Source organism: Acidobacteriota bacterium (assembly GCA_040754075.1).
GTDB lineage: Bacteria > Acidobacteriota > Blastocatellia > UBA7656 > UBA7656 > JBFMDH01.
Map to the genome: position 1 here is coordinate 76,931 of JBFMDH010000029.1, position 23,157 is coordinate 100,087.

Consider the following 23,157-nt stretch of genomic DNA (forward strand, 5'->3'; position numbering starts at 1 on the left):
AGACTCAGAGGCTAAACATGCGAGGGCGACTTGTCAGGATACTTAATTTTCTAACCGATTCAGAGGCTGATTTCAATTGAAATTTACCGGTCATTGATTTTTCGCATTGTAAATTCGATGGCGGTCATCAGTCCCGTAGCGAACATCAAGCCTTCGATGCCGCCGAAGATGATTTCGCGGATGTGTGAATAATGGACGCGGCTGAAATAAGGCGCCAGCGGTTCCAGGCGGATTTGCGAGTCGGCAAATGAACGCGCCACGATTTCGAGGCTGCCGCTAAACAAATTGCCGCCGATGATGGTGAGCAAAATGCCCGCGCCGCAACCGCCAAGCGCCGCGCCTAAAACCCGCTGCCAGCCGCGCGGGGTTTTCAACCACTCGGTTATCAACACCGCGCCAAGCGAGACGCCCGCGCCAATGACCGCGCCTTCCAGAGCGCCGGTGATGCCGCTCGGATTTTGCCCGAACACGGCGCGAATAATATCGACGCCCAAGAGATTCGTAACGCCGCCAACCGCTGCGCCGCCCGCCGCGCCGCCAACCACTGACCACCAACGACTGTGACGATATGTGATATGGGTTGCCGCGACCATGCCAAAACTCACACCGAATCCGCCAAGTCCGCCGATAAACGTGCCGAGCGCCACCAGTACCAGCATCAATGACGCGGCTTCAACCGCAGGCGCTTGCCGGGCAATCGCGAGCGCCAATGCCAGCATCAAGCCACCCACCAAACCCGATGCGGCAGCGCCGAGCATGCCGGCAGTTCCCTGCAATAAAATCGCCCGCCCGCCTCGCAGCAAACGCACCCACATCAACCCGCCAACCATCAGCAAACTGACAAGCGGCGAGAGCCTGTTCAAACGAATCAACTGCTTGTCATAATCGCGCGCCATAGCGAGTGAAATGGCGCGGCGAATGGTGCCGACGGTTTCGCCCGGTTGGTCTTTGACAAAAACCTCGGCAACCTCGGTTTGCAACCAATCGGCGAGCGCAATGCTTGCGGCTTTCCTCATCGCCAGGTCTTTATCCCAGAGCGCCAGATGCCTGAGCGTCATTCTGGTTTGGTCATCGCGCAAAATTTTGGCGGCATCAATGGCGCTCAAACGGATTTGCGCGTCGGTTTCCTGAAGCGCCGCATCAATCAATTCAGGAAGCGCAGAAACCACACGCCTGAGCAGCCATTCGGGCGCTTGGCGTCCGCGAGCCATTAAACTGCGGGTGAGCAATACGGCTTCCTCTTTGGTTAAGCCCAACTGTTCGGCAAAAGGCAACACCACATCGAGCGCGTCATTATCAATCATCAGTTGATGGGCGGTGTAATTTTCAATGGCGCGTTCAAGCACGCTGCGCGCCTGTTTGAGTTCGCGTTCCTCGGCGGTCAGCCAGCGCGAAATTTCCGGCGTCAGAAAATCGTGCGCCAACTCCAGCCACGCCTCGCCTTCGTGATAACGACGACGCGCGATACGCGCCGCAATCAACTCATCAATCAATCGCGCAGCACGGTTTTCATCGTTGCTTTGTTGAAGGTGATGGCGAAGTTGCGAATTGATTTTTGCGGCAGGCAGTACCAATCGCCGCCCGTCATCGGCAATCAATGCCGTCAATATAGCCTTGGCGGTTTTAAGTTCCGTGGTATTAAAACGCCGCAACACCCGCTCTAAATAGCTCGCGAGAATTTGTGAAGCGGTTCCCAATCCTTCATAAGCCGCCAGGGTCAACAATCCCTGTTCATTTCTGGCATCGAACAAGCGGTCACAAACGATTTGCAGTTGCGGCGGGTCGAAACTTTCGTGGTCGCTTAAATCCTGTAACAGTTTGCCAACCAGTTGCGGTTCATACTGACACCCGACGGCAAGCGCCGGTTCGGTGATGGCGCGCGCCGCCTGGTCGCGGCTCAGACGTTTCAAACGATATTCGTGATGAAAAATTTCAGGAATGGCAATTTTGAATTGGCTCATTTCCGCCAGGTAATCTTCGCGCAACGCGAAAACCAGTTTAACCGGCAGATGATTATTGGCAAACAATTCGCCGACCGCCGCGATGAACCGTTCGCGCGCCGCTTCATCAAGCAACGAGAAAAATTCTTCAAACTGGTCTAAGAAAAATATCACCGAGCCTTGCGGCGCATCTGCGGTCGCCTCGAGGATAAAAGCTTTCAGTTGCGCCGCCTGTTCAATCGCTTCTGCAATAGTGGTTGCCTGATAATCCGGCGATTCGTCGTTTACATTTAAGGCATCGGCTAATTCTTCGAGCATGCTGCCGAGCGGGTCTGTAAAACTGCGAATGACGAAGACCGGATTTCCAAGCGCCCGCAGTTGCGGCGCAAGCCCTGCGCGAATGATTGAGCTTTTGCCCACCCCCGAACGCCCGTGCAGAATGAATGAGCGCCGCGCGAGAATCTGTGAACCGATAGCGGCGATTTCGGCTTCGCGTCCGAAAAAAAGTTTGCTGTCCTGTTCGGTGTAATAATCTAAAAATTTGTAAGGACGGGCAGCGAGGTGCAAATTTTCTGTCGCCGTCACCGGTTGAATCTGCGAAGCGGTGAGATGTCCGTTACCGATTTGCGCTGTGCCACTGGTTGCCACCGCATTACCGATAAAAATGTAGCCGTGTTTAGGAACCGTTTTGATGTAACGCGGATTCGAGGCATCATCGCCGAGTTGTTTACGAATATCTTTAATGCACTGGGTGAGCGCCGCATCGGTGACAAATACACTGCCCCAGACGGTTTCAAAAATGCGCTGCTTTTCGACGAGTCTTCCGCCTTCGCTAATCAGCAACAGCAGGACATCGAAATATTTTGAATTGAGCGGCAGAGCTTCACCTCGATGACGCAGTTGACGGTTTGCCGCATCAACAAAGAAATCATCGAAATAAAATCCGCCGGTTTGCGCTTTGGCTTGACTCATCGGGTTGATTTTCTCACAAGTTTCTCAGATTCGGCTCATTTTTATTTAAAACGATTTCGCTAAATTGAACAGTGGAAACGCTTGGATGCCGAAACGATGCCCCCGCCCCGAAAATTTTTTATGAACGGGAAATGTTACTTTATCACAGCCACACCCGCTTTCGTGTCAGACCGTAAGCCAAATACGCCAATGCTATTATCCACTGCCACCGACAACAGTGAATTTTTTACGGTCACAAGAAATGCCGCTAATGATGCGCGACGGGGGAATTATTCATCCGAGCCATCGCTCGCTACACTCGTAGATGAACGCGCTAAGGAAAGTGATTTCGACGTGGCAGAGACCATTTTCTATGATAAAAAAATCATTACAATTGAGGAGTAAAGAAAAGCACTATGGCGCTGAGGATTTTTAATAAAACCACCAACGATGAAGACTATTTTTTCCAGCAGATTGACCTGAACAAATTACCCGCGCATGTTGCCATCATTATGGACGGCAACGGGCGTTGGGCGACGGGAAGAAATCTGCCGCGCGTTGCCGGGCATCGCGCCGGGGCAGATTCGGTCAGATGCGCCGTTGAAACCGCCGCCCGGCTCGGACTCAAACACCTGACGCTTTACGCCTTTTCAACCGAAAACTGGAAACGCCCGAAACTCGAAGTCCGCGCTCTCATGGATTTGCTCGTCGAATTCCTGCGCAAAGAACTGCCGGAACTGCGCAAAAATAATATTCGCTTTCAAATGCTCGGTCGCGTCGAAGGTTTGCACATTTCTGTGCTTGAACAAATCCGCAAAGCCGAACTTGCGACCTTTCAAAACACCGGCTTGCAACTCAATGTCGCCTTGAATTACAGCGGGCGCAGCGAAATTCTCGATGCCTGCCGCGCCATTGCCAAAGAGGTCGCCGCCGGACATCTGAGCCTCGCAGACATCAATGACGAACTCATCGCCAACAAACTTTATACACGCCAAATTCCCGACCCCGATTTATTGATTCGCACGAGCGGCGAAATGCGTCTCAGCAATTTTCTGCTCTGGCAAATCGCTTATTCGGAAATTTATGTCACAGACAAACTGTGGCCCGATTTTCGCGAAGTCGATTTTTATCAAGCCCTGGTTGAATATCAAAAACGCGACCGGCGTTTTGGCGGCGTGGCGATTGCCTGAGTGAAAACTTCAAACTGACAACTCTGCTTTACAGTGCGCCACCCGAAGTGATATTGCTCATCCTATGCATGGAGAGCAGGAACCAGCAAGAGACCCTTTTTTTATTCAGCAGTACCAGGCGCTCCTGGAGGTTGCCGAGGCGATTGTTTCGCACAAAGATTTGCCGTCGCTTTTCCACGCCCTCTCGCAAAAACTTCATCACATCACGCCTTATGATTTCATCGGGGTGCTGCTGCACGATGCCGAGCGCAATGTGATGCGCCTGCATTCCCTGGAAACTCCAACACCGATTCTTTCCCCGCCGCCACCCGATTCATCCGTCGAAACCAGCCCATCGGGTTATGTATGGCGGACGCAGCAACCTTTATTCATCGATGTGGAATCCGAAACCCGCTTTCCTGAGATCATCGCCTTGTTGCGTTTGCAGGGAATGAAAGCCCTCTACGTGACCCCGTTGACTTCGGTCAATCGTCGTTTGGGCGCAATGGGATTTGGCAGCAAAGAGCTTTCGGCATACAGCCAAACTCATTTGTCATTTCTGCAACAGGTCGCCAGACAGGTAGCGGTTGCTGTGGATAACACGCTCAATTTTGAAAACGCCCAGATTGCCGGACAACAGACAAAACGTCAGTCCGAGCGTTTGCGGCTGATGCTCAAGATTACCAACGCTATGGTTTCGCAACTTGACCTCAAGGAACTCTTGCGCGTCATCTCGCCAAGCATTCGTGAAGTCATCGGCAACGACACCGTCGGCGTCTTGTTGTATGACCAGGAAATCAATCAACTGCGCGCTTTTATGAGCAATTTTCCGCCGCAGCATCCGCTGGCAGAACAAGGCTTTCCCATTCCCTTTGAAGGCAGTCCAAGCGGTCTGGCGTTCACCTCCGGTCAACCGGTCTATGTCGATAAACCGGACGCCGAAAAATTCTATTCCGATTTATCGAAGCGGGTCTTTGACGAAGGCACGCAATCGGGCATCTGCATTCCGCTTACCGCCAAAGGGCAACAACTCGGCGTGCTGGGTGTCACCAGTAAACATGAACAGGCATTTTCCGACGAAGACAAAGAATTTCTGCTTCAGGTTGCCAATCAGGTATCCATCGCTGTCGATAACGCCCTCAATTTTGAACGAGCGCGGGTTGCCGAACAACAGGCTAAACGCCAGTCTGAGCGTTTACAATTGCTGCTTGATTTGAATAACGCGATTGCCTCGGCGCTCGATTTGCCTGCGCTCTTTCGCGCGGTTTCCGCTTGTTTGCGTCAGGTGTTTCAACACGATGTTGCAGTGATGGGGCTTTACAACGAAGCCCTTGGCGAATTGCGCGCTTATGCGCTGGACGATACCGCCAACGTCAAATTTCTCGAAGAAGGCATGCTGGTGCCGCTTGACGGGACACCCGCCGGACGCGCGGTTCTCACCAAACAAGCCGTCATCCTGGGGCAAGGAGATGGGGAAACTTACGATTCGGAAATCGTTCGACGCTTCATCGAACAGGGCTTCAAGTCAGGTTGTTCGGTGCCGCTCATGCGCCACGACCGCGTCATCGGAGCCATGTCGATTGCCAGTAAAATCGAAGCGGCGTTTTCCGCAGACGATGGAGACTTGCTGATGCAGCTTGCCCGACAGATTGCCATCGCTGTCGAAAATGCCCTGGCTTATCACGAAATCGACTCGCTTAAAAACAAACTCGCCAGCGAAAAACTCTATCTCGAAGAAGAGATTCAAACGGTCTTTAACTTTGAAGAAATCATCGGACAGAGCGCCGCGCTCAAACGCATTTTGAAACAGATTGAAACGGTCGCGCCTACCGATTCAACTATTCTCATTCAAGGCGAAACCGGAACCGGCAAAGAACTCATCGCCCGCGCCATTCATAACTTGAGCAACCGCAGCGAACGCACCATGGTGAAACTCAACTGCGCGGCAATCCCTACGGGACTACTCGAAAGCGAACTTTTCGGACATGAAAAAGGCGCGTTTACCGGCGCGATTGCGCAACGCATCGGGCGTTTTGAACTGGCGCATCGCGGCACGCTTTTTTTGGATGAAGTCGGCGACATTCCGCTTGAATTACAACCGAAACTTTTGCGCGTGTTGCAGGAGCAGGAGTTTGAACGACTCGGTAGCGCCCGCACCATCCGCGTTGATACGCGACTGATTGCCGCGACCAATTGCGACCTGGCGCAGATGGTCGAAGAGAAAAAATATCGCGGCGATCTGTTTTATCGCCTGAATGTTTTTCCGATTCACATTCCGCCGCTTCGCGAACGCCCGGAAGACATTAAATTGCTGGCGCGCTTTTTCACACAGAAATTCGCGCGGCGCATGAAAAAAAATATCGAAACCATTCCAGGCGAGGCGATTGCCGCGCTCACGGCTTATCACTGGCCCGGCAATGTTCGCGAACTCGAACACTTCATCGAACGCGCCGTCATCCTCACACCAGGCGCGGCGCTTACGGTTTCGCTTGCGGAATTGAAACCCGCGCCGCAACCAAGCCCCGCAACGATTGCGACGCTTGAAACCGCAGAACGCGAACACATCTTACGCGCCCTTGAAGAAACCCGTTGGGTCATCGGCGGCCCGCAAGGCGCAGCCGCGCGTCTCGGCATGAAGCGCACCACCTTGCAATCCCGTATGCAAAAACTCGGCATCTTTCGTCAGTCTTAACAGAGCTTGCAAACAAATTGACTGAGGTTGAAAAACTCGAAAACCTATTGCGAAATTTCCCGGTAAATCCGCGACTCCGCACATCAAAACGGCAGAACCGCAAAGTGGCTATAACCAGTTCATGCCCTCGCTCATCGCACCTATAGCCATCAGAGCGGTTCGCGATTGTTTTTACTCATAACCGCCGCGTAAGCGTCGCGGTCAAAGACCGCTCCTTCAACATCCCCTCAGTCAATTCAATTGCAAGGCGCTCTAAAGACCGCTCACATCTTTACGAAACTGCTCTAAGAGTAACTTCGTTGCCGCTTTGATTTTCTCTTCGGCAACTTTGAAATCAACCGACGCGCTGCCGACGATTCCCGTTGCCACCCCGCGCCAGATGAGTTTGCGAGTCTCAGGGTCGATAAAATCAACCGTCAACGTTCCCTGAACCAGGCTTTCGATTTGCAGATTGCCGCGCGGTCCCGGCAAACCTCTGAGCGGCACACGGCGGCTTGCGGTTACATCTTTGGCGCTGACGTGATAGGCAACCAGGAAATCGGGCGTACCGCCAAACGATTGATGATAATAGTTGGCTTCGAGCGCCTCTTCCAAAGCGTCTTTGATTTGTTGCGCCATCAGCGTATCACTCGCCAGCGCGTCGGTTTTATCCCGCTCTTCAACTTTATAGTCATAGGTTTTGAGCCTCGATAAATTGACCTCTTTGTCATACGCGCTGTTGATGGATTGGCTGAAAGCAACCTGCGCCGCGAACAACAATCCCATCACCGATAACACCATGCGCAGCGTATTTTTAAACCCTCTGTAAAGCATATTCATAGAACCTCTCAAATCAGTGGTGTTCATCCACCGCTTTCAACTTTCAGGTGGCGGAAAGCGGTGGTAGTTTAGCGAACAGTTTCGCCAATGCTTTATTCACGCGTTTCTTACCTCTGGCTTGATTCGGCGTATAAGCGTCTTTGGCGCGTCCCCTCCAGACAAGCGTGTTGGTCGAAACATCAACCAGGTCAAGCACCATGCGGGCAATCAGCAGGGCGACCATCTTTGGTCCATAAACCGGTTCGTGTTCGCCCCATTTCTGCCAGTCGGAATTTTTCATGTATTCGACCGCGCCTTCATTGATGTAACCGTCAAGCGAGGCGTAATAGATAACCTTGAGGTCGGCATTGGCTTCCACCTTTTTCAATCCCCGGCTTTGCAATTGCCGGTCTATCTCATTCACAACCAGTTTATGAATTTGCGGATTGTTTGCCGGACTCCCTTTGCCCCAGGCGTAGGTTTTGAATTTCGTGAAGTCGCGCGTCTCATCATAGACGACCTTCACGCTTTGCGCCTGCACCACAAAGGGAAAGACAAACAGAACCGTTGCCGCTAGAAAGACGATTTTTTTCAGGTGAAAGCGGCTCTCCGGCAATCTATCAGTTAAGTTTTTGAGCCAGGCTTCGCGCGATGTGTGCATTCGCGCATTTGCAAAATTGAAAGCGATGAATCGTGATGAACTCAGTTTCATCCTTCACCTCCCCTCGCGCTGATAACCAAAGTTTTCCGTGATGAGTTGCAGCGATTCCTTCGGGTAATCAACCACCGTGCGCGCCGTATAGGTCAGCCCGGCTGGCAATTCGCTGAATTCAATCACCGCTTTCACCGGCTGGTTTTCAAAGAACGTGGCAATCTCGACGCGCCGTTGTTTGCGGCTTTTGACATCAATGAAAATGCGCATCACGTCGCCGCGTTGCAGTAAATGTTCGCCCTGAATCTGCACCATGCCTTCATTTAATTTGGGCGTGATGGTTGCGCTCGCCAGAAACGCCTGCATTTTTTCAGGCGGTAATTGACTGTAAGCTTTGACCTGCTCGCCCAGTTTATTGACCATCTCAATAAAATCATCTTTCTTCTTTTGCGCGATGCGTCCGATGAGTGGTCCTTTCGGCAGTGACGGTTCTGTGGCGCTGATTTGTCGTTTCTGGAGATTACCGTTGGCGTCGTAACGCATCTCGAAAACCTTTGTGCTTTTACTCTCGCCATTCTTTTTGACTTCGTTGCGCGACTTCCAGGCGTATTGCCTTAGCGCCTGTGCGTTCTGTTGCTGCGAGCGGGCGAAAATCTCTTTGAGTTGCGCCGGGTCTTGCGCCTGAGCGACGAGATTTCCCAATAAAATCAAGGTAATTATCGACACCAAGTTAATTTTAAATTTTGTTTTGTAATCACTGAGTTTCATAAACATTCTCCTTCTGCATTGAGTGAGTTGAGCAGAAGCGGGTCGCTTCCGCTCAACCCGGGTAGATTTATTTAGGCGGTTGCGGGAAATTCTGGAACATCTTGGCGAGCGCCGTATTCAGATATTTCTCGTTCTTTTCCTGTTTACTGCTGACTGTGGCGCTGGCGGTTCCGCGCCAGACGAATCGTTTGGCGCTTACATCACCGATATCGATCATCAGTTGTCCCACCGGAACTTTGTTTACAGTGGCGGTGCCTGATCCCATGCGCCAACCGCCGAAGGGTCCGCCGCCCCAGCTACTCACGGAAACCTGCGTATCGGTTGCCGCGTGATAAGCGACGATCAGGTCAGGGTTGCTATCGACCTTGCGCAATCCTTTAGCGGCAAGTTGCGCTTCGACACCGGCGACGATACGTTGGTGAACCATCGGGTTGGCGGCTGGCGTTCCCATTGCCCAACTGTAGGTCTTATACTTCGAGAAGTCTGCGCCTCTGTCATAATCCACATTCACTTTTTGAGCAAACGAACTTCCTGCAAGCAGCAGCAGAAAGCATAAGCTCACGAATCCTTGCGAAATTTTCATGTTGGTTTCTCCTTTAACTTTCATTATGGTTTCTCCTTTAAGTTGATTCATTTTCCTGTTCCTCCGAGTTATCGAAATCGTTTCTCGAAACTTATGCGCGGCTGTTCTGGCTACTGTGGCGCATCTGTGTCTGCATCAGTTTTCTTTTTCTTTTGGCGTTTCTTCTGCCGAAGATGTTGAAAAAACTCCACACCAGAATCATTGCGCAGAAGCCTGTAAACAGCAGCATGACAAGCAAAATCAGTTCAAACATACGTTGTGTGCCTTCTCCTTTTTTTAACGACAAAGTTGTTTGCAGGCGGCGCTGCAATCGCATCGCAAGCAAATCGCTCATCCGGCTTTGCTACCTGAGCGCTTGTTGGCGACGGTTGGCATAAGGGCAAACTTGTTGCCAAAGCAATGGATTTTTCCGGCTCTGGATTTAAGCCAATGAAGCAAACGGAGTTAGCCTGAAAAATCGGGGAGTCGAAGAAAAATGACCATGCCGGATTTCGCATTTTTTATTGCCGAAATGTCGGCAAACGCCGAAATGTCGGCTTTAGTTTTTCGTCACTTCAGCGCAATGACGCTTGTTACTTTTCCACCGTTCAATCACAACCCTCACTGATTCAATCGCTTAACTGAAAACGCAAAAATCAAGGCGTTGTGGTAAGCGGCTTGCCTTAACTCTGACCCGTAAAGGAAAGAAAAAAATGTTGAAGATTAGTTGTTACCACAATGAAGAGACCGTGATGTTGAAACTCGAAGGCCGCTTGATGGGCAAATATGTTGAAGAGTTGCGGGCTTGTTATCAAGCCGTTTGCCAGGCACAGACGGTTCAACAAATCTGTCTGGATTTATCGGAAGTCACCTTTGTTGATAGCGATGGTCGGGGGGCACTGGCTTTGATTCATAACGCCGGCGTCGAAATTCTGGCGACCAATGTATTAACTCAGTTTATCGCCGAAGAGATCGCCGCTCACGAAAAGCAGCCGGTTTAATTGTTACTGTGCAGCAAAAATTTTTGGAGGAACCACAAAGATGCAACCGAACCATAAAACCAATCATAAGATGATGGCGACTGGACGAACCGCGCAATCAGACAACGTCGATATAGTGTTGCAATTTCTGTTCACCATCCTGGCGTTGATTTTTCTGGTTATCCAAACAGTCGTGGCGCAGGGAACCGCTAACCCTCGGTTTCAAGAAGCAACTTCTACACAAAAACTGCCGGTCGTTGAATTTTTCAACAACCATTGAGCAGCATCATTGAGGAAACCCAGATGTCTGGCAAAGCCGTTCAATGTAAACAAGTTTTCGTCAAACTTTGTACTGTCTGTGGCGCAGGCGTACTTGCCGATAATCAATTCTGTCGTCAGTGCGGGGCGCAACAAGATAACCCAGACTGGACGGACGAATTTTCGTCGCAGCCAACCGTGGCGCTCGCTATGGCGAATGATCAAGACCGCTCCGTTTCTTACGCAACGACGACTATGGATGAAAACTTTTATCACGCGGTTTCGACGCCATTGATTAAATCGGCAACTGAAGGTCTGACCTCGCGACAGACCGGACAACTGCAAAGCCAATGGAGCAAAACGCTGGTGCTGGCGCTCATTCTGCTTCCCATCTGGCTGATGATTATGTTGCTTTCGCCGCTTGATGCCTATCTTGCGGCAAAAGCCAGCCTGCAACGCGAGTGAGCATTTTCTTGAAAACCAAAATTCGATTTAACCCTTTGATTGATTTCGGAGAAGGAGAACAAAGTTATGACGACAAACAATAAATTCAAAAAAGCCGCGCCTGTCACGCTTGGCTTATTGTTGACCACAGGGTTTCTCATCTGGTGGTTCTTTTTGCGCGCGCCGCAACCGCCGCATCAGATTATTTCGCTCAGCGGGCGCATTGAAAGCGATGATGCAGCGATTGCCGCCAAAACTTCCGGTCGCATACGCGAAATCAGCGTGCGCGAAGGCGACACCGTAAAAGCCGGGCAGGTGATTGCTGTGCTCGATGATGAACAGATGAACGCGCGGTTGTCGCAAGCGCAATCAATGGTCGCGCAAGCCGAAGCGCGGCTTCAACATTCGCGGCAACAGATTGCCGTTTTGCAAGCGCAACTCGAACAAAGCCGCCTGAGCAAAAATCAATCGCGCACCGATGCAGAGGGTCGCGTGGCGCAAGCCGAGGCGCAACTCGCCGCCGCCGAAGCCGCGCTTGCCGAAGCCCAGGCGGCATACGCGCAGGCGCGTTATGACAAAGAGAAATTCACCGCACTGGCGCGTCAAGGCAATGTTTCGGAACGCGAGGGCATGCAATCAACGACCGCGGCACAAGCGCAGGAGGCTGTCGTTTTAGCTGCGAAAAAACAGGTGGAAGCGGCGCGCGGGGCGCTCACCGCTGCAAAAGCCAATCTCGAAAATCCGGCGATTCACGCTTCGCAGGCGGCGGCAATCGAACAGCAGATTCAACAAGCCGAATCCGATATTCTTTCTGCAAAAGCCGATGCTGAACGCGCCCGCGCAGAGTTTCGCGAAGCCGAAGCCAATCGCGCCGATTTGAAAGTCATCGCGCCCTTTGATGGAACGGTAGCAACCCGCGCCGCAGAACCCGGCGAAGTTGTTGCCCCAGGCACAGCCATTATCACGCTTGTCAATCTCGACAAGGTTTATTTGCGCGGCTTTATTCCCGAAGGCGAAATCGGACGTGTGCGCATCGGGCAAACGGCTCGCGTTTATCTTGATTCCAATCCCGACGAACCGCTTGAAGCGGTGGTCTCACGCATCGACCCACAGGCTTCGTTTACGCCCGAAAATACCTACTTTCGTCACGACCGCGTCAAACAGGTGGTCGGCGTAAAACTTCAGTTGGTGAATCCGCAAGGCTATGCCAAACCCGGTATGCCTGCCGATGGCAGTGTGCTGGTCGAAGGCAACACCTGGGTAGCTGAAACCCGAAGGTGAATATTGAAATGCCAATTAAACAGGCTGTCCGGTGTTGAACAAGCGGTCTTTGACCGTGCCGGACAGAGGATGTTGACCAACTCCCTTTATTTCATTTTTCAAGGTAATACACCTATGAACACACCAACGAACGCGACATTAAATACCCTGAGCGCATTTCCGGCTTCGCTGCTGTCAGTTGAAATGAATGAGCAAGAAGCACCGCCACGAAACCACGCGATTCGCATTCGCGGTTTGCGAAAAAATTACGGCGCAATCGCAGCCGTGCGCGGCATTGATTTGGATATTCGTGAAGGCGAAATCTTCGGACTCATCGGGCCCGATGGCGCGGGCAAAACCTCAGTGTTTCAAGTTCTCGGTGGGGTAATGGCGGCAACCGCAGGTGAAGCGTTGGTATTCGGTCAAACGACACGCGACGCCCGCAATATCATCGGTTATCTCACGCAGGCTTTCAGTCTCTATCAGGATTTAAGCGTCGCTGAAAACCTGCGTTATATGGGTGAACTCCGAAAATTATCGCGCCAGCAAATTGAAACGCGCGGCAATCGCTATTTGAAATTGTTCGATATGGACAGGTTCACCGCCCGTTTGGCAGGAAGACTCAGTGGCGGTATGAAACAGAAACTCGCGCTTACCTGCGCGCTCATCAGCGAACCGAAAATTTTATTACTTGATGAACCGACCACCGGCGTCGACCCGGTTTCGCGCCGCGAATTCTGGGATGCGCTGGCGGCGCTTGCAACCGAAGGCATGACCATCGTGGTCGCCACACCTTATCTCGACGAAGCCGAACGCTGTACGCGAGTGGCGCTGATGCAGGACGGCACCATTCATCAAACCGGAACACCCGCCGAACTTCGCGAAAATCTCGGACTCGAACGTCTGGAAGTTCGCGCTGAGGATTTGAGTCGCGCCGAAGAATTACTCAGTAAGGTTTCCGAGATTGCCGATGTACAACGCTTCGGCGACCGGCTTGATGTGATGGTGAGCGATTTGAAAATCGGCGAAACCTGTGCGCGTGCAGCGTTGAAGCAGGCGGGTCTTGAAGTGCGCGAGATTCGCGCGGTTTCGCCGACCCTTGAAAATACCTTTGTCGCGGTGTTGCGCGAACTCGGCGGCATTGTCAGAACTCCGGCATTTCCGGTTCGGCGAATATTTCGCGAGCGCGACCCGGATGCCATCGCCATTAAAGCCATTGATCTACAAAAGCGTTTCGGCGCGTTTCATGCCGTGAAAGATATCAACATTGCAATCAAATACGGCGAGATTTACGGACTCTTAGGGGCAAACGGCGCAGGCAAAACCACCACTATCAAAATGCTCTGCGGACTGATTGGCGCATCGAGCGGCGACATTGAACTCGCCGGCGAACGCGGCAGTCTACGTTCGAGTTTTTTACGGCGGCGCATCGGCTATATGTCACAGAAATTTTCGCTCTACGACGATTTGACAATTAACGATAATCTCGATTTTTTCGCGGGCGTTTATCAAATACCGCTTGCGGAGCGTGAAGAGAAAAAACGCTGGGTATTGGAATTTTCGGGACTCGAAGGGCAAGGCAATATGATGACCGGCGATTTGCCCGGCGGTTGGAAACAGCGTGTTGCTTTCGGCGCGGCAGTGATGCACGAACCGAGCGTGTTGTTTTTGGATGAGCCGACATCAGGGGTTGACCCGCTCGCCCGCCGCGCATTCTGGAAGATGATCAACACGCTTGCTGACCGTGGTGTCGCGGTGCTCGTCACCACGCATTATCTCGAAGAAGCCGAGCAGTGCAATCGGCTAGGGTTTATGGTCGCGGGCGAACTCGTCGCTGAAGGCACACCGACGGGAATCAAAGCCGAACAGACAGGGCATTTGCTCGAATTAAAAACCGAGCAACCGCAACGCGCCGCCGATTTATTGAAGCGTGCAATGGAGCGTTGGCGGGTTTCGCTCTTCGGGGATCGGTTGCACGTCATTGTTGATGAAGGCGCGGTCACAGAAATCAGCAGCCTTTCGCAAAAACTAAATGCCAATGGCATTGGCGTTTTTAAGGCTACCGAGGAGCGTTATTCGCTCGAAGACGTTTTTATCACTGTCGTCGAAAAAGCCCGTAAACAGGGCAAATTTGCGGTTGAGGATTAAAAGAAAGCGGAGGTCGAGAGTATGAAACGCATCATCGCCCAGGCGCGCAAAGAATTGACACAAACCTTCAGGGATAAATTGACGTTGACGCTCGCGATCATTCTGCCGCTCATTTTGCTGGTGCTGTTTGGCAAAGCGATTTCGTTTTCGGTCACTAATCTCCCGGTGGTTATTCAAGACCTGGATCAGACTCCGCTTTCGCGTCGTTATATTGATGCGTGTAACACCTCGCTTACCTTTCGTGTTCACCCTTTGCCTATTGATGCGCGACCGGAAACCATGCTCGATGGCGAAAAAGCCAGAGCAGCAATCATCATCCCGCAAAATTTCGAGCGTGATTATCTGCGCGGCGGGGATGCTCAGGTGCAATGGCTCATTGATGCGACCGATGCCAACACGGCAAACATCGTGCGCGGCAATGCTGCGGCAGTCACACAGGCTTTTGCCTCGCAAAAAGATTTCCGTGAATCGACATCGCCAATCAAAGCCGAGATGCGCATGTGGCATAACCCCGGACGCGAATCGGATAAATATATCGGCTCCGGCGCGCTTGCAGTCGTGCTGGCGCTCTTTCCGCCATTGCTTGCGGCGCTTGCGACCTCGCGCGAAGGCGAACAGAAAACCATCCTGCAGGTTTATGTTTCAAGCATCTCCGCGCCTGAATTTTTACTCGGAAAAACGCTGGCTTTTTTCGTCATCGCTTTGACCGAATGGGCGCTCGCGGTACTCGCCAGCATGATGGTTTTCGGTTTGCGCTTTGCCGGTGACCCGACGCCGTTTGTGGTTGGAACTTTGCTTTACCTGTTTTGCAATGTCGGGTTCGGGGTGATGGTTGGCGCAGTGGTTCCCAATCAGGCAACCGCAATTCAAGCCGTGGCGATGGTCAGTTTTCTGCTGTCGTTCCTGTTATCGGGCTTTATGTTTCCGATTTCAAACATCCCCGCAGGGATTCGCTGGATAGCCGGGGTGGTTCCGGCGCGTTATTTCATTGAGATTGCCCGCGACGCTTTTTTGCGCGGCGGCGGTTGGGCGGCGGTGTGGCATGCGCCGCTGATGCTTGCACTGTTGGGATTATTTTACTTCGTTCTGGCGTGGCGAAAGATGCGCCACATGCAGGTGGATTTATGAAAAACTTATTGCACAAAATTTTCGCCACCAGACTCTGGGCATTGTTCTTAAAAGAACTGCGGCAAATCAAACGCGACCGCCGTTTGATTGCCTCGTTAATCGTTCCGCCGACGATTCAGATTTTGATTTTCGGTTTTGCCTTGAACCCCGAAGTCACCAATCTACGACTCGGTGTGGTTGATGAAAGCCGCAGCGCGACGAGCCGCGAATTGATTTCCGCCTTCGTTGAAAGTCAATCCTTTCAAGTGCGCAGCTTTTATGAATCGGGCGAGGCGCTCGGCGCAGCGCTTCGCGAAGGTAAGCTCGATGCCGGATTGATTATTCCAAATGATTTTGCGCGAAAACGCCAACGCCGCGAGACCGCCGATGTGCAGTTGTTGTTTGATGCGTCGGATTCAAACACCGCAGGGATTGCCGCAGGTTACGCTTCGCGAATTATTGCTGCGCTCAATCAGCGAGACGCCATCAACGGGCGCGCAATAGCAATCAACTCACCGCCGATGCCAAAACCAGAAGGAAAAATTTCATCGTGGGTGGCATTGCTTTACAATCCGGGACTCGAAAGCGCCTGGTTTATCATCACCGGAACGCTTGGCATCCTGCTGGTGTTGAACGGTTCGCTGATTGCTTCGGCATCGCTGGTTAAAGAAAAAGAGATTGGCACGGTTGAACAATTATTGATGACGCCTGCCGAGGCTTCGGAAATTATTATTGCCAAAATCGCGCCGCTTTTTTTATTGCTGTTGATTGATATTGGTCTGGCGCTGGGCGTCGGGTACGCGGTGTTCGATGTGCCGGTGCGCGGCAATCTTTTATTGCTCTGTTCTGCCGGTGGGCTTTGCATCTTTGCAGGCATCGGCATCGGCACATTCATTGCGACCTTCACACGGTCGCAACAACAGGCGCAGTTGCTCATTTTTTTTATCAATCCGCCGCTGGCTTTGCTTTCAGGCGCGACTACGCCGATTGAAGGAATGCCCGATTGGTTACAACCTTTGACTTATTTAAATCCGATTCGCCATTTTGCCACCATCGCGCGCGGCATCATGCTCAAAGCCGCAGGTATGGAAGTTTTATACCCGCACCTGCTGGCGCTGCTCGCTTTTGCCGTTCTGTTAGTTGGCATAAGCGCCTGGCGGTTTCGCAAACAACTCGGCTGAGTTGAAAGAAATTCACCACAGAGACACCGAGACACCGAGAAAAAGGTAAAAAGGTGAACCGATAAGTTTTTCAAATCCTCCCCGACTTCCTATTTCCCTTTCTTTTTCTTCTCTGTGTCTCGGTGTCTCTGTGGTTTTATTCACTACTTTTCAGCATCAGTCCATTTTCTTGACAATGCTCTACGCGCTCTCTACTATTTTCGGTCTTGAGAGTCAGCTACTTTCTGAGTTATGGGGGACAACGATTGAACATCCTGTTTGTGGCATCAGAGGTTGTCCCCTACGCGAAAACCGGCGGACTCGCGGACGTTGCGGGCGCATTACCGAAAGCCCTGGCGCGACTCGGACACCGGGTTCGCATCGTGATGCCGCGTTACAATCTCGAAAAAATCCTGCACAGCGGCGAACGCCTTCCCGGCAACATTCAGGTTCCGTTTGACGGTCAGCTTTACACATCGGATATCTATCTTGATCGTTCCAGCGAAGTGCCGGTCTATTTCATCGACGCGCCACATTTCTATTTTCGCGGCAAACTCTACGGCGAGCATGACGACCCTGACCGCTTCGCCTATTTCAGCCGCGCCACCGTTGAACTCGCCAAAGCCTTCAATGAACAATTCGACATCTTTCATCTGAATGATTGGATGACCGGGCTGATTCCGATTTATGTAAAAGCGGTGTACGCCAAAGACCCGGTGATTGCTCATGTCAAAACTGTGTTTACGATTCACAACATGGCGTTTCATGGGTTGTTCAGCCCGTATTCGACCGGCAAATACGGCTTGCCGGAATGGGTCAATCGCTCGGAAGGCGGCATCGAATTTCATGGCGTATCAAGTATGCTCAAAGCCGGTCTGGTATTTTCCGATGCCATCAACGCCGTCAGTCCCAAATACGCGCAAGAGATTCAAACCCCCGAATACGCTTATCAATTTGATGGCGTGTTGCGCGCCCGTCGGCACCGGCTTTTCGGCATTTTAAACGGCGTGGATTACGAAGAATGGAGTCCCGAAAACGACCCTTACATCGCTGCTCACTTTTCGCCGCACGATTTGACCGGCAAACGCGAATGCAAACGCGATTTGCTGCGCACTTTCGGGTTGCCGGAAGATTTAGAGCGCCCGTTGATTGGTTGCGTGTCGCGGCTTTCCGACCAGAAAGGTTTCGATTTAATCATTGATGCCATCTGGCGAGTGTTGGACAGAGGCGCGAATTTTGTATTGCTCGGTTCGGGCGCAAAATATTTTGAAGATGCTTTTCAACGTTTGCGCGATACCCGCCCGCATCAGGTCGGCGTCTATTTCGGACTGTCGAATGAACTGGCGCACAAAATCGAAGCCGGTGCAGACATGTTTTTGATGCCGTCGCGGTTTGAGCCTTGCGGACTCAATCAAATGTATTCGCTCAAATACGGGACTGCGCCGATTGTCCGCGCGGTTGGCGGACTCGATGATACGATTGAAAATTTCAATCGCGCTACCAGGCAGGGCAATGGCTTTAAATTTTATGACTACGATGCCGACAAACTGGTGGAAAAAATTTATGAAGCGTTGATGGTCTATATGGATAAAGAGTTGTGGCGGCAGTTGATGCTCAACGGCATGTATGCAGACTATTCGTGGAATGTTTCGGCGCGGCAATACGTCGCGTTGTACGAGCGCCTGACGCATAGTTAAATTGGCTCAAGTCTGGTAATTTTATGTGCTGATATTTAAAACCGGGAAATAAACCGGACTGGTTTTTTGATTCATATTCTGGATTCATTAAATAAATATTTTTGGAGGTTTAAATGAACAAATTCGTCAGTGAAGTAACCGATGAGACTTTTGAACAGGAAGTTTTAAAATCTGCTCAACCGGTGTTGGTTGATTTTTGGGCAGAATGGTGTGGCCCGTGCCGCGCCCTGGCTCCGGCAGTTGATGCGGTCGCCGAAGATTACAGCGGCAAAGCCAAAGTCGTAAAACTCAATGTCGATTTCAGTCCGAATGTTCCCGCGCGTTACGGCATTCGCGGCATTCCGACATTGATTTTGTTCAAAGGTGGCGATGAAGCCGACCGCGTCATCGGCATGACCAGCAAAGACAACATCGCGCGAATGATTGATCAAGCCATCGGGGCGTAAAGATTTTCGCAAGTCTTCAATCGCAGGCGCACACGTAGACAGCGTGGTGCGCCTGCACTTCTGTTTGCATCCCGCACCGACAGAAACATTCACAAGTTTGGAAGCGGTCTTTAACCGCACTCTTTCACTAAAAAACTGCTTCTGAAATTCCGGTTCGTGGGTTCGCGCGGGCTAATCAGGATTAGAAGTTTTACAATATGGGAATTTGATTACAGGTTCTGCGACCTCATCGCGAAATCCTCTGCGCCCTCTGCGGTTTCCGTTTATCTTTTGAATAACCGCAGAGGACCTAGAGGCAGGCGCAGAGGATGCTATGGTTTTTAATTTCAAACATTGAATTCCCGATTATCAAAAAGGCATTCATCATGAAAAATATCGTAGTAATCGGCGCGCAATGGGGCGACGAAGGCAAAGGCAAAGTGGTTGATTTACTGGCTCCGCATTTCGAGGTGGTGGCGCGTTATCAAGGCGGTCACAACGCCGGGCACACGGTCTATATCGGCGAACGCAAATTCGTTTTGCATTTAATCCCTTCGGGCATTCTTCAGGAAAATTCGCTCTGTGTGATCGGCAATGGCGTAGTCGTCAATCCGCAGGCGTTCAATCTGGAAGTCAGTGAACTCGAAGAGATGAACATCAAATGCGAAGGGCGTTTGTTTATCTCTGACCGCGCCCATTTGATATTGCCGTATCACGCGGCGCTTGACCACGCGCGCGAACTCAAACTCGGCAAAAGCGGCGTCGGCACGACCTTGCGCGGCATCGGGCCAACTTACGAAAGCAAAGCTTCGCGCACCGGCATTCGCGCAGGCGATTTGCTCTACCCCGATTTACTGCACGAGAAACTCAAAGAGAATGTTGAAAAAGCCAACCGCGAAATCCAGTATTGCGGCGGCGAATTGATTAACGCCGAACAGATGATTGATGAATATTTGAATGAAGCGTTGCGCCTGGTGCCCTTCGTCAAAGATACCTGTGTGATGTTGAACGCGGCGGTGCGCGAAGGCAAATCGGTATTGCTCGAAGGCGCGCAAGGGACGATGCTCGACGTCGATTTCGGCACTTATCCGTTCGTCACGTCGTCGAGCGCCACAGCGGGCGGCGCAACCATCGGCACAGGGCTTGCGCCGAAACTGATTACCGGCGTGTTAGGGATTTCCAAAGCCTACACCACGCGGGTCGGCGGCGGACCTTTCCCGACAGAGTTATTCGATAGCGACGGCGAATACCTGCGCAAGAAAGGCAACGAATATGGCGCGTCAACCGGGCGTCCGCGGCGCACAGGCTGGTTTGATGCGGTGGTCGGTCGTTATTCAGCGACGGTCAATGGATTGGACGCGATTGCGCTGACGAAAATGGATGTGCTCGATGATTTCGCTGAAATCAAAATCTGTACGGCTTATCGTTATCGCGGCGAATTGATTAAGGAAATGCCTTACAGCGCCCACGTTCTGGAGCAATGCGAGCCGGTCTATGAAACCGTTAAAGGCTGGAACACCAACACCAGCGGCACGACCAGCTACGACGAGTTGCCGCAACTTGCGAAAGATTACATCGCCCGACTCGAAGCCTTATGTGAAACCGAGATGGCTTTGATTTCGACGGGACCCGAACGCAGCGAAACCATCATCCGCGACGGTTCGGCAATCAGCCGGTGGATAAAGTAGGCTGAGATTTTTTGATTTTGCATAATTGATAAAGCGGTGAACCGGGGCAATTCGATTTATTCATTGTCTCGGTTCACCGCTTTTTTAGCGGCGCGCAGTGATTGATTATCAAATTTTTGGCGGCGGTGCCGCTTTGCTGTGCGGTGAGTCTCGGATTCACCGGTTAATCATTGTTTGAACTTTCGCGGCAGCGCCCTCAACCTGCGGCGCAGGCGCGAAGCTTTGGCAGACGCGCTGTCGGTTTCAATTACCGGCACACCGGCGAATCGTTATCTGCCCGGAAAAAGTTTTTCTCTCATTCCCTCTTTTGCCATCATCTTCCGTTTTTATTCATGAAGACTCGTGTGTCAGGACTGCTGCAAGTATCAATCAACCCAGGAAGCGGCAAGGATAATTTTTCAGGCGGTCAACACTTTGCCCGCCAATTCGCGCTTATTTTCTCAAGCTTGCGGTTGAACCGTTTGGCTATAGAAGAACTCAACAGCAAGAGGCGTAACTGCTTCATGAGAGGAAATCAGTCAATAACTAAGCGTCGTTCTTATGTGTAGGCAACCTTCACTTCAAATGTTTACCTTTGCCAAGCACTTTCAATTCATCTACGGATCGCTCACTGTCAACTGCCGCTGATGCGCAAAGACTCGTCTCAAGCTGTCCGTTTTCAAGAGCGAAAGCATAGATCAAATACCTTTTGCCTGCTTCTACTTTTAGTCCGCAGGTACAGCATACAGCAGGCTCAGTTACGATTGAAATGTACGGCTCTCTTATTCCTTTCCAATATTCTTCAACTTTGAATTTGACTGCGACACTCACTGAGCTGTCTTTGTCATTATGACCAATCTCAATGACTTCTCCGATAAATACGGCGGTAGCTTTCTTCAGCTTCTTCTTCGGTTTCAGAATTTCGCATGTACAAGGATATACGATGGTCGTAGCGAAGAACATAATGAGAAAAGTCGAGACTGCTCGGAAGAATATCATCATTGATTTACCTCACGTTCGCTGCAAGCCGCCTGCTTTGAAATAAGAAACAAAGCTGTTGAAGCTACAAGAAGCCACTGGTATGAAAATTAGTAGCTAAACCACTGATTCCATTAGCAGGCTAATTTTCATCCGCGAGAGTGACGCCTCGCGTCATGATAGCTAACGCTCCGCATCAGCGGGGCAGCGAACGGCATTGCGGGAAGCCATAAGAACTGCGCTTCGCGGCCTCCGCTGGATGCGGTTGTTAGGTTGCGCGCTCCCAAACCTTCGGTAGCAAAAACTCGTCAATCAAATATGGCGAATCAGGATCGCCAGTTCCAACAAAAACTCTAGCTGGAGACCACTCCTTAATAAATTTTCGTACTATTCTGGTTGCTTGAGTTCGTACGCTTGGAGCGCATCGAATCAGGACTCTTTCCTCGAATTTTGGCGTTTGGAAATGCAGATACTTGCCGCATCGATGCAAATGCGCAGTAATGATATCAGATTCCTTGTAGCCAATGGTTATGGCAAGAGACGATTGCTTTGGGTTTATATACACAGCACCAGAGGATTGTGTATTCCAGTCAGATGCGGTTAGTTTGGTGGCGATATTCCAGTCAAGAGTGTTCGATACAGAATTTCCACAACAGGGACAGTAATCAATGGACAGAGGCTCATTAATCACAGTCAATTTCAGGTTAGGAGCTAACTCGTTCATTTCTTCCAAGATTGAGTCAATCCACATCTCGATAGGGCCATCGAGCAGATGATAATGCCTTTCAAGTACTATTTTGCCATCTACCTTTTGAAAGATCATCCTGACAGCATGTATCGCATCGAGAGTTCCATAAGCATTTATTACTGCGATTGATTGAGGATGCTCTTTCTTGGCGTCCGCAACGAATGCCTCCCATTCTTCTTTATGGGCGCGAATTTTGTCTGCACCAAGCTCAGTATGTTTTAACTGCGTGTACTTCTTAGGTCTGTGATGTGCGTCATGGTCTTCAACGCAAAGTACCGCAATATTGGCTGGATCGTTATTGGAGGGGTCGTGATCAATATGGTGAAAGTTGACCCCGACTCCGCGTGCTTTGCAGACGCAACATACGCCTGCATTCAGCAACAGCAGATGAGTCATCTCTGGATTAGTTAGTTTTTTTCTTTTTCCCATTCGCTTGTAAACGCCTAGCTTGTAGCAACCTAACACTCACCATCAGCGGGCGCGGGCGGCATAGCGAGGTCATGTGAACATTACGGTTCGCGCTCTGAAGAAACCACGAGTAAAAGTCACGCTATAAATGTTGAAAGTACGTTCCAATCATTGAGTGTGGCACAAACCCATCCGTCCTGCTGGCTGCTTGTCAACATTCCTTGAGGGGATTTTCTTTTCTTCTTCACCCTCTTTGGAGGGCGACATCAGCGGGCGCACAGGTACTAAAGATAAAGTAATCTCTGAAACGGGATCAACAACACCAATTGATTGTGCGCTGTCACC

22 protein-coding genes are annotated in these 23,157 nt (G+C 51.2%); 14 read left to right on the plus strand and 8 right to left on the minus strand.

The window, feature by feature from the left end; genetic code table 11:
• Positions 1-83: 83 nt before the first annotated feature.
• Positions 84-2,912 carry a winged helix-turn-helix domain-containing protein gene (locus tag AB1757_24470; GenBank protein ID MEW6130212.1) on the minus strand — a complete coding sequence of 943 codons (2,829 nt, stop codon included), beginning with the start codon at positions 2,910-2,912 and terminating at the stop codon, positions 84-86.
• 189 nt (positions 2,913-3,101) lie between these two features.
• Here AB1757_24470 and AB1757_24475 point away from each other — a divergent pair, with 189 nt between their 5' ends.
• From AB1757_24475 to AB1757_24485, 3 genes are all read left to right on the plus strand, one after another.
• Positions 3,102-3,296, plus strand: coding sequence for a hypothetical protein (locus AB1757_24475; GenBank protein ID MEW6130213.1), 195 nt, complete (start codon positions 3,102-3,104; stop codon positions 3,294-3,296).
• Between the two features lie 11 nt (positions 3,297-3,307).
• Positions 3,308-4,081: an isoprenyl transferase gene (locus tag AB1757_24480; protein ID MEW6130214.1), complete on the plus strand. Its 774-nt coding sequence runs from the start codon at positions 3,308-3,310 to the stop codon at positions 4,079-4,081.
• Positions 4,082-4,145: 64 nt separating this feature from the next.
• Positions 4,146-6,752: a sigma 54-interacting transcriptional regulator gene (locus AB1757_24485; protein ID MEW6130215.1), complete on the plus strand. Its 2,607-nt coding sequence runs from the start codon at positions 4,146-4,148 to the stop codon at positions 6,750-6,752.
• 252 nt (positions 6,753-7,004) lie between these two features.
• Here AB1757_24485 and AB1757_24490 read toward each other — a convergent pair whose 3' ends face one another.
• The 5 genes from AB1757_24490 to AB1757_24510 all read right to left on the minus strand — a co-directional run bounded on the left by AB1757_24490 (position 7,005) and on the right by AB1757_24510 (position 9,887).
• Positions 7,005-7,571 carry a DUF4136 domain-containing protein gene (locus AB1757_24490; protein ID MEW6130216.1) on the minus strand — a complete coding sequence of 189 codons (567 nt, stop codon included), beginning with the start codon at positions 7,569-7,571 and terminating at the stop codon, positions 7,005-7,007.
• Between the two features lie 43 nt (positions 7,572-7,614).
• The gene (locus AB1757_24495) at positions 7,615-8,262 is read right to left on the minus strand and encodes a DUF4136 domain-containing protein (protein MEW6130217.1); all 648 of its coding nucleotides are present in this window, start codon (positions 8,260-8,262) and stop codon (positions 7,615-7,617) included.
• Positions 8,263-8,265: 3 nt separating this feature from the next.
• Complete coding sequence (locus tag AB1757_24500) at positions 8,266-8,970, minus strand: hypothetical protein (GenBank protein MEW6130218.1); 705 nt, start codon at positions 8,968-8,970, stop codon at positions 8,266-8,268.
• A gap of 67 nt (positions 8,971-9,037) precedes the next feature.
• Positions 9,038-9,577 carry a DUF4136 domain-containing protein gene (locus AB1757_24505; GenBank protein ID MEW6130219.1) on the minus strand — a complete coding sequence of 180 codons (540 nt, stop codon included), beginning with the start codon at positions 9,575-9,577 and terminating at the stop codon, positions 9,038-9,040.
• A 67-nt stretch (positions 9,578-9,644) separates the two neighbouring features.
• Complete coding sequence (locus AB1757_24510; protein ID MEW6130220.1) at positions 9,645-9,887, minus strand: hypothetical protein; 243 nt, start codon at positions 9,885-9,887, stop codon at positions 9,645-9,647.
• 358 nt (positions 9,888-10,245) lie between these two features.
• Between AB1757_24510 and AB1757_24515 the strand changes: the two genes are divergently transcribed.
• From AB1757_24515 to AB1757_24565, 11 genes are all read left to right on the plus strand, one after another.
• Positions 10,246-10,533 carry an STAS domain-containing protein gene (locus AB1757_24515; protein ID MEW6130221.1) on the plus strand — a complete coding sequence of 96 codons (288 nt, stop codon included), beginning with the start codon at positions 10,246-10,248 and terminating at the stop codon, positions 10,531-10,533.
• A gap of 40 nt (positions 10,534-10,573) precedes the next feature.
• Positions 10,574-10,792, plus strand: coding sequence for a hypothetical protein (locus tag AB1757_24520; protein ID MEW6130222.1), 219 nt, complete (start codon positions 10,574-10,576; stop codon positions 10,790-10,792).
• A 23-nt stretch (positions 10,793-10,815) separates the two neighbouring features.
• Positions 10,816-11,235, plus strand: coding sequence for a zinc ribbon domain-containing protein (locus AB1757_24525; GenBank protein MEW6130223.1), 420 nt, complete (start codon positions 10,816-10,818; stop codon positions 11,233-11,235).
• A gap of 66 nt (positions 11,236-11,301) precedes the next feature.
• Positions 11,302-12,495, plus strand: a complete 1,194-nt coding sequence (locus AB1757_24530; GenBank protein MEW6130224.1) for an HlyD family efflux transporter periplasmic adaptor subunit — start codon at positions 11,302-11,304, stop codon at positions 12,493-12,495.
• Positions 12,496-12,678: 183 nt separating this feature from the next.
• Entirely contained in the window at positions 12,679-14,622 is a 1,944-nt protein-coding gene (locus AB1757_24535; GenBank protein MEW6130225.1) for an ATP-binding cassette domain-containing protein, read from the plus strand.
• Between the two features lie 21 nt (positions 14,623-14,643).
• The gene (locus AB1757_24540; GenBank protein MEW6130226.1) at positions 14,644-15,750 is read left to right on the plus strand and encodes an ABC transporter permease; all 1,107 of its coding nucleotides are present in this window, start codon (positions 14,644-14,646) and stop codon (positions 15,748-15,750) included.
• A complete protein-coding gene (locus tag AB1757_24545; protein ID MEW6130227.1) occupies positions 15,747-16,910 on the plus strand; it encodes an ABC transporter permease in 1,164 nt (387 codons plus the stop codon). The genes AB1757_24540 and AB1757_24545 overlap by 4 nt, the downstream gene beginning before the upstream one ends.
• 245 nt (positions 16,911-17,155) lie before the next feature.
• Positions 17,156-18,586: a glycogen synthase GlgA gene (glgA, locus tag AB1757_24550; GenBank protein MEW6130228.1), complete on the plus strand. Its 1,431-nt coding sequence runs from the start codon at positions 17,156-17,158 to the stop codon at positions 18,584-18,586.
• A 113-nt stretch (positions 18,587-18,699) separates the two neighbouring features.
• Positions 18,700-19,032 carry a thioredoxin gene (trxA, locus tag AB1757_24555; protein MEW6130229.1) on the plus strand — a complete coding sequence of 111 codons (333 nt, stop codon included), beginning with the start codon at positions 18,700-18,702 and terminating at the stop codon, positions 19,030-19,032.
• Positions 19,033-19,397: 365 nt separating this feature from the next.
• Positions 19,398-20,699, plus strand: coding sequence for an adenylosuccinate synthase (locus tag AB1757_24560; protein ID MEW6130230.1), 1,302 nt, complete (start codon positions 19,398-19,400; stop codon positions 20,697-20,699).
• Positions 20,700-20,873: 174 nt separating this feature from the next.
• A complete protein-coding gene (locus tag AB1757_24565; protein MEW6130231.1) occupies positions 20,874-21,035 on the plus strand; it encodes a hypothetical protein in 162 nt (53 codons plus the stop codon).
• Positions 21,036-21,254: 219 nt separating this feature from the next.
• Here AB1757_24565 and AB1757_24570 read toward each other — a convergent pair whose 3' ends face one another.
• Positions 21,255-21,680: a hypothetical protein gene (locus AB1757_24570; protein ID MEW6130232.1), complete on the minus strand. Its 426-nt coding sequence runs from the start codon at positions 21,678-21,680 to the stop codon at positions 21,255-21,257.
• A gap of 244 nt (positions 21,681-21,924) precedes the next feature.
• Positions 21,925-22,833 carry a hypothetical protein gene (locus tag AB1757_24575; protein MEW6130233.1) on the minus strand — a complete coding sequence of 303 codons (909 nt, stop codon included), beginning with the start codon at positions 22,831-22,833 and terminating at the stop codon, positions 21,925-21,927.
• Positions 22,834-23,157 lie beyond the last annotated feature (324 nt).

Bases quoted from the DNA above. Each gene is read 5' to 3' on its own strand.
- AB1757_24470 (MEW6130212.1), bottom strand. From the start codon at position 2,912: ATGAGTCAAGCCAAAGCGCAAACCGGCGGATTTTATTTCGATGATTTC.
- AB1757_24475 (MEW6130213.1), top strand. From the start codon at position 3,102: ATGCTATTATCCACTGCCACCGACAACAGTGAATTTTTTACGGTCACA.
- AB1757_24480 (MEW6130214.1), top strand. From the start codon at position 3,308: ATGGCGCTGAGGATTTTTAATAAAACCACCAACGATGAAGACTATTTT.
- AB1757_24485 (MEW6130215.1), top strand. From the start codon at position 4,146: ATGCATGGAGAGCAGGAACCAGCAAGAGACCCTTTTTTTATTCAGCAG.
- AB1757_24490 (MEW6130216.1), bottom strand. From the start codon at position 7,571: ATGAATATGCTTTACAGAGGGTTTAAAAATACGCTGCGCATGGTGTTA.
- AB1757_24495 (MEW6130217.1), bottom strand. From the start codon at position 8,262: ATGAAACTGAGTTCATCACGATTCATCGCTTTCAATTTTGCAAATGCG.
- AB1757_24500 (MEW6130218.1), bottom strand. From the start codon at position 8,970: ATGAAACTCAGTGATTACAAAACAAAATTTAAAATTAACTTGGTGTCG.
- AB1757_24505 (MEW6130219.1), bottom strand. From the start codon at position 9,577: ATGAAAGTTAAAGGAGAAACCAACATGAAAATTTCGCAAGGATTCGTG.
- AB1757_24510 (MEW6130220.1), bottom strand. From the start codon at position 9,887: ATGAGCGATTTGCTTGCGATGCGATTGCAGCGCCGCCTGCAAACAACT.
- AB1757_24515 (MEW6130221.1), top strand. From the start codon at position 10,246: ATGTTGAAGATTAGTTGTTACCACAATGAAGAGACCGTGATGTTGAAA.
- AB1757_24520 (MEW6130222.1), top strand. From the start codon at position 10,574: ATGCAACCGAACCATAAAACCAATCATAAGATGATGGCGACTGGACGA.
- AB1757_24525 (MEW6130223.1), top strand. From the start codon at position 10,816: ATGTCTGGCAAAGCCGTTCAATGTAAACAAGTTTTCGTCAAACTTTGT.
- AB1757_24530 (MEW6130224.1), top strand. From the start codon at position 11,302: ATGACGACAAACAATAAATTCAAAAAAGCCGCGCCTGTCACGCTTGGC.
- AB1757_24535 (MEW6130225.1), top strand. From the start codon at position 12,679: ATGAATGAGCAAGAAGCACCGCCACGAAACCACGCGATTCGCATTCGC.
- AB1757_24540 (MEW6130226.1), top strand. From the start codon at position 14,644: ATGAAACGCATCATCGCCCAGGCGCGCAAAGAATTGACACAAACCTTC.
- AB1757_24545 (MEW6130227.1), top strand. From the start codon at position 15,747: ATGAAAAACTTATTGCACAAAATTTTCGCCACCAGACTCTGGGCATTG.
- trxA (MEW6130229.1), top strand. From the start codon at position 18,700: ATGAACAAATTCGTCAGTGAAGTAACCGATGAGACTTTTGAACAGGAA.
- AB1757_24560 (MEW6130230.1), top strand. From the start codon at position 19,398: ATGAAAAATATCGTAGTAATCGGCGCGCAATGGGGCGACGAAGGCAAA.
- AB1757_24570 (MEW6130232.1), bottom strand. From the start codon at position 21,680: ATGATGATATTCTTCCGAGCAGTCTCGACTTTTCTCATTATGTTCTTC.
- AB1757_24575 (MEW6130233.1), bottom strand. From the start codon at position 22,833: ATGGGAAAAAGAAAAAAACTAACTAATCCAGAGATGACTCATCTGCTG.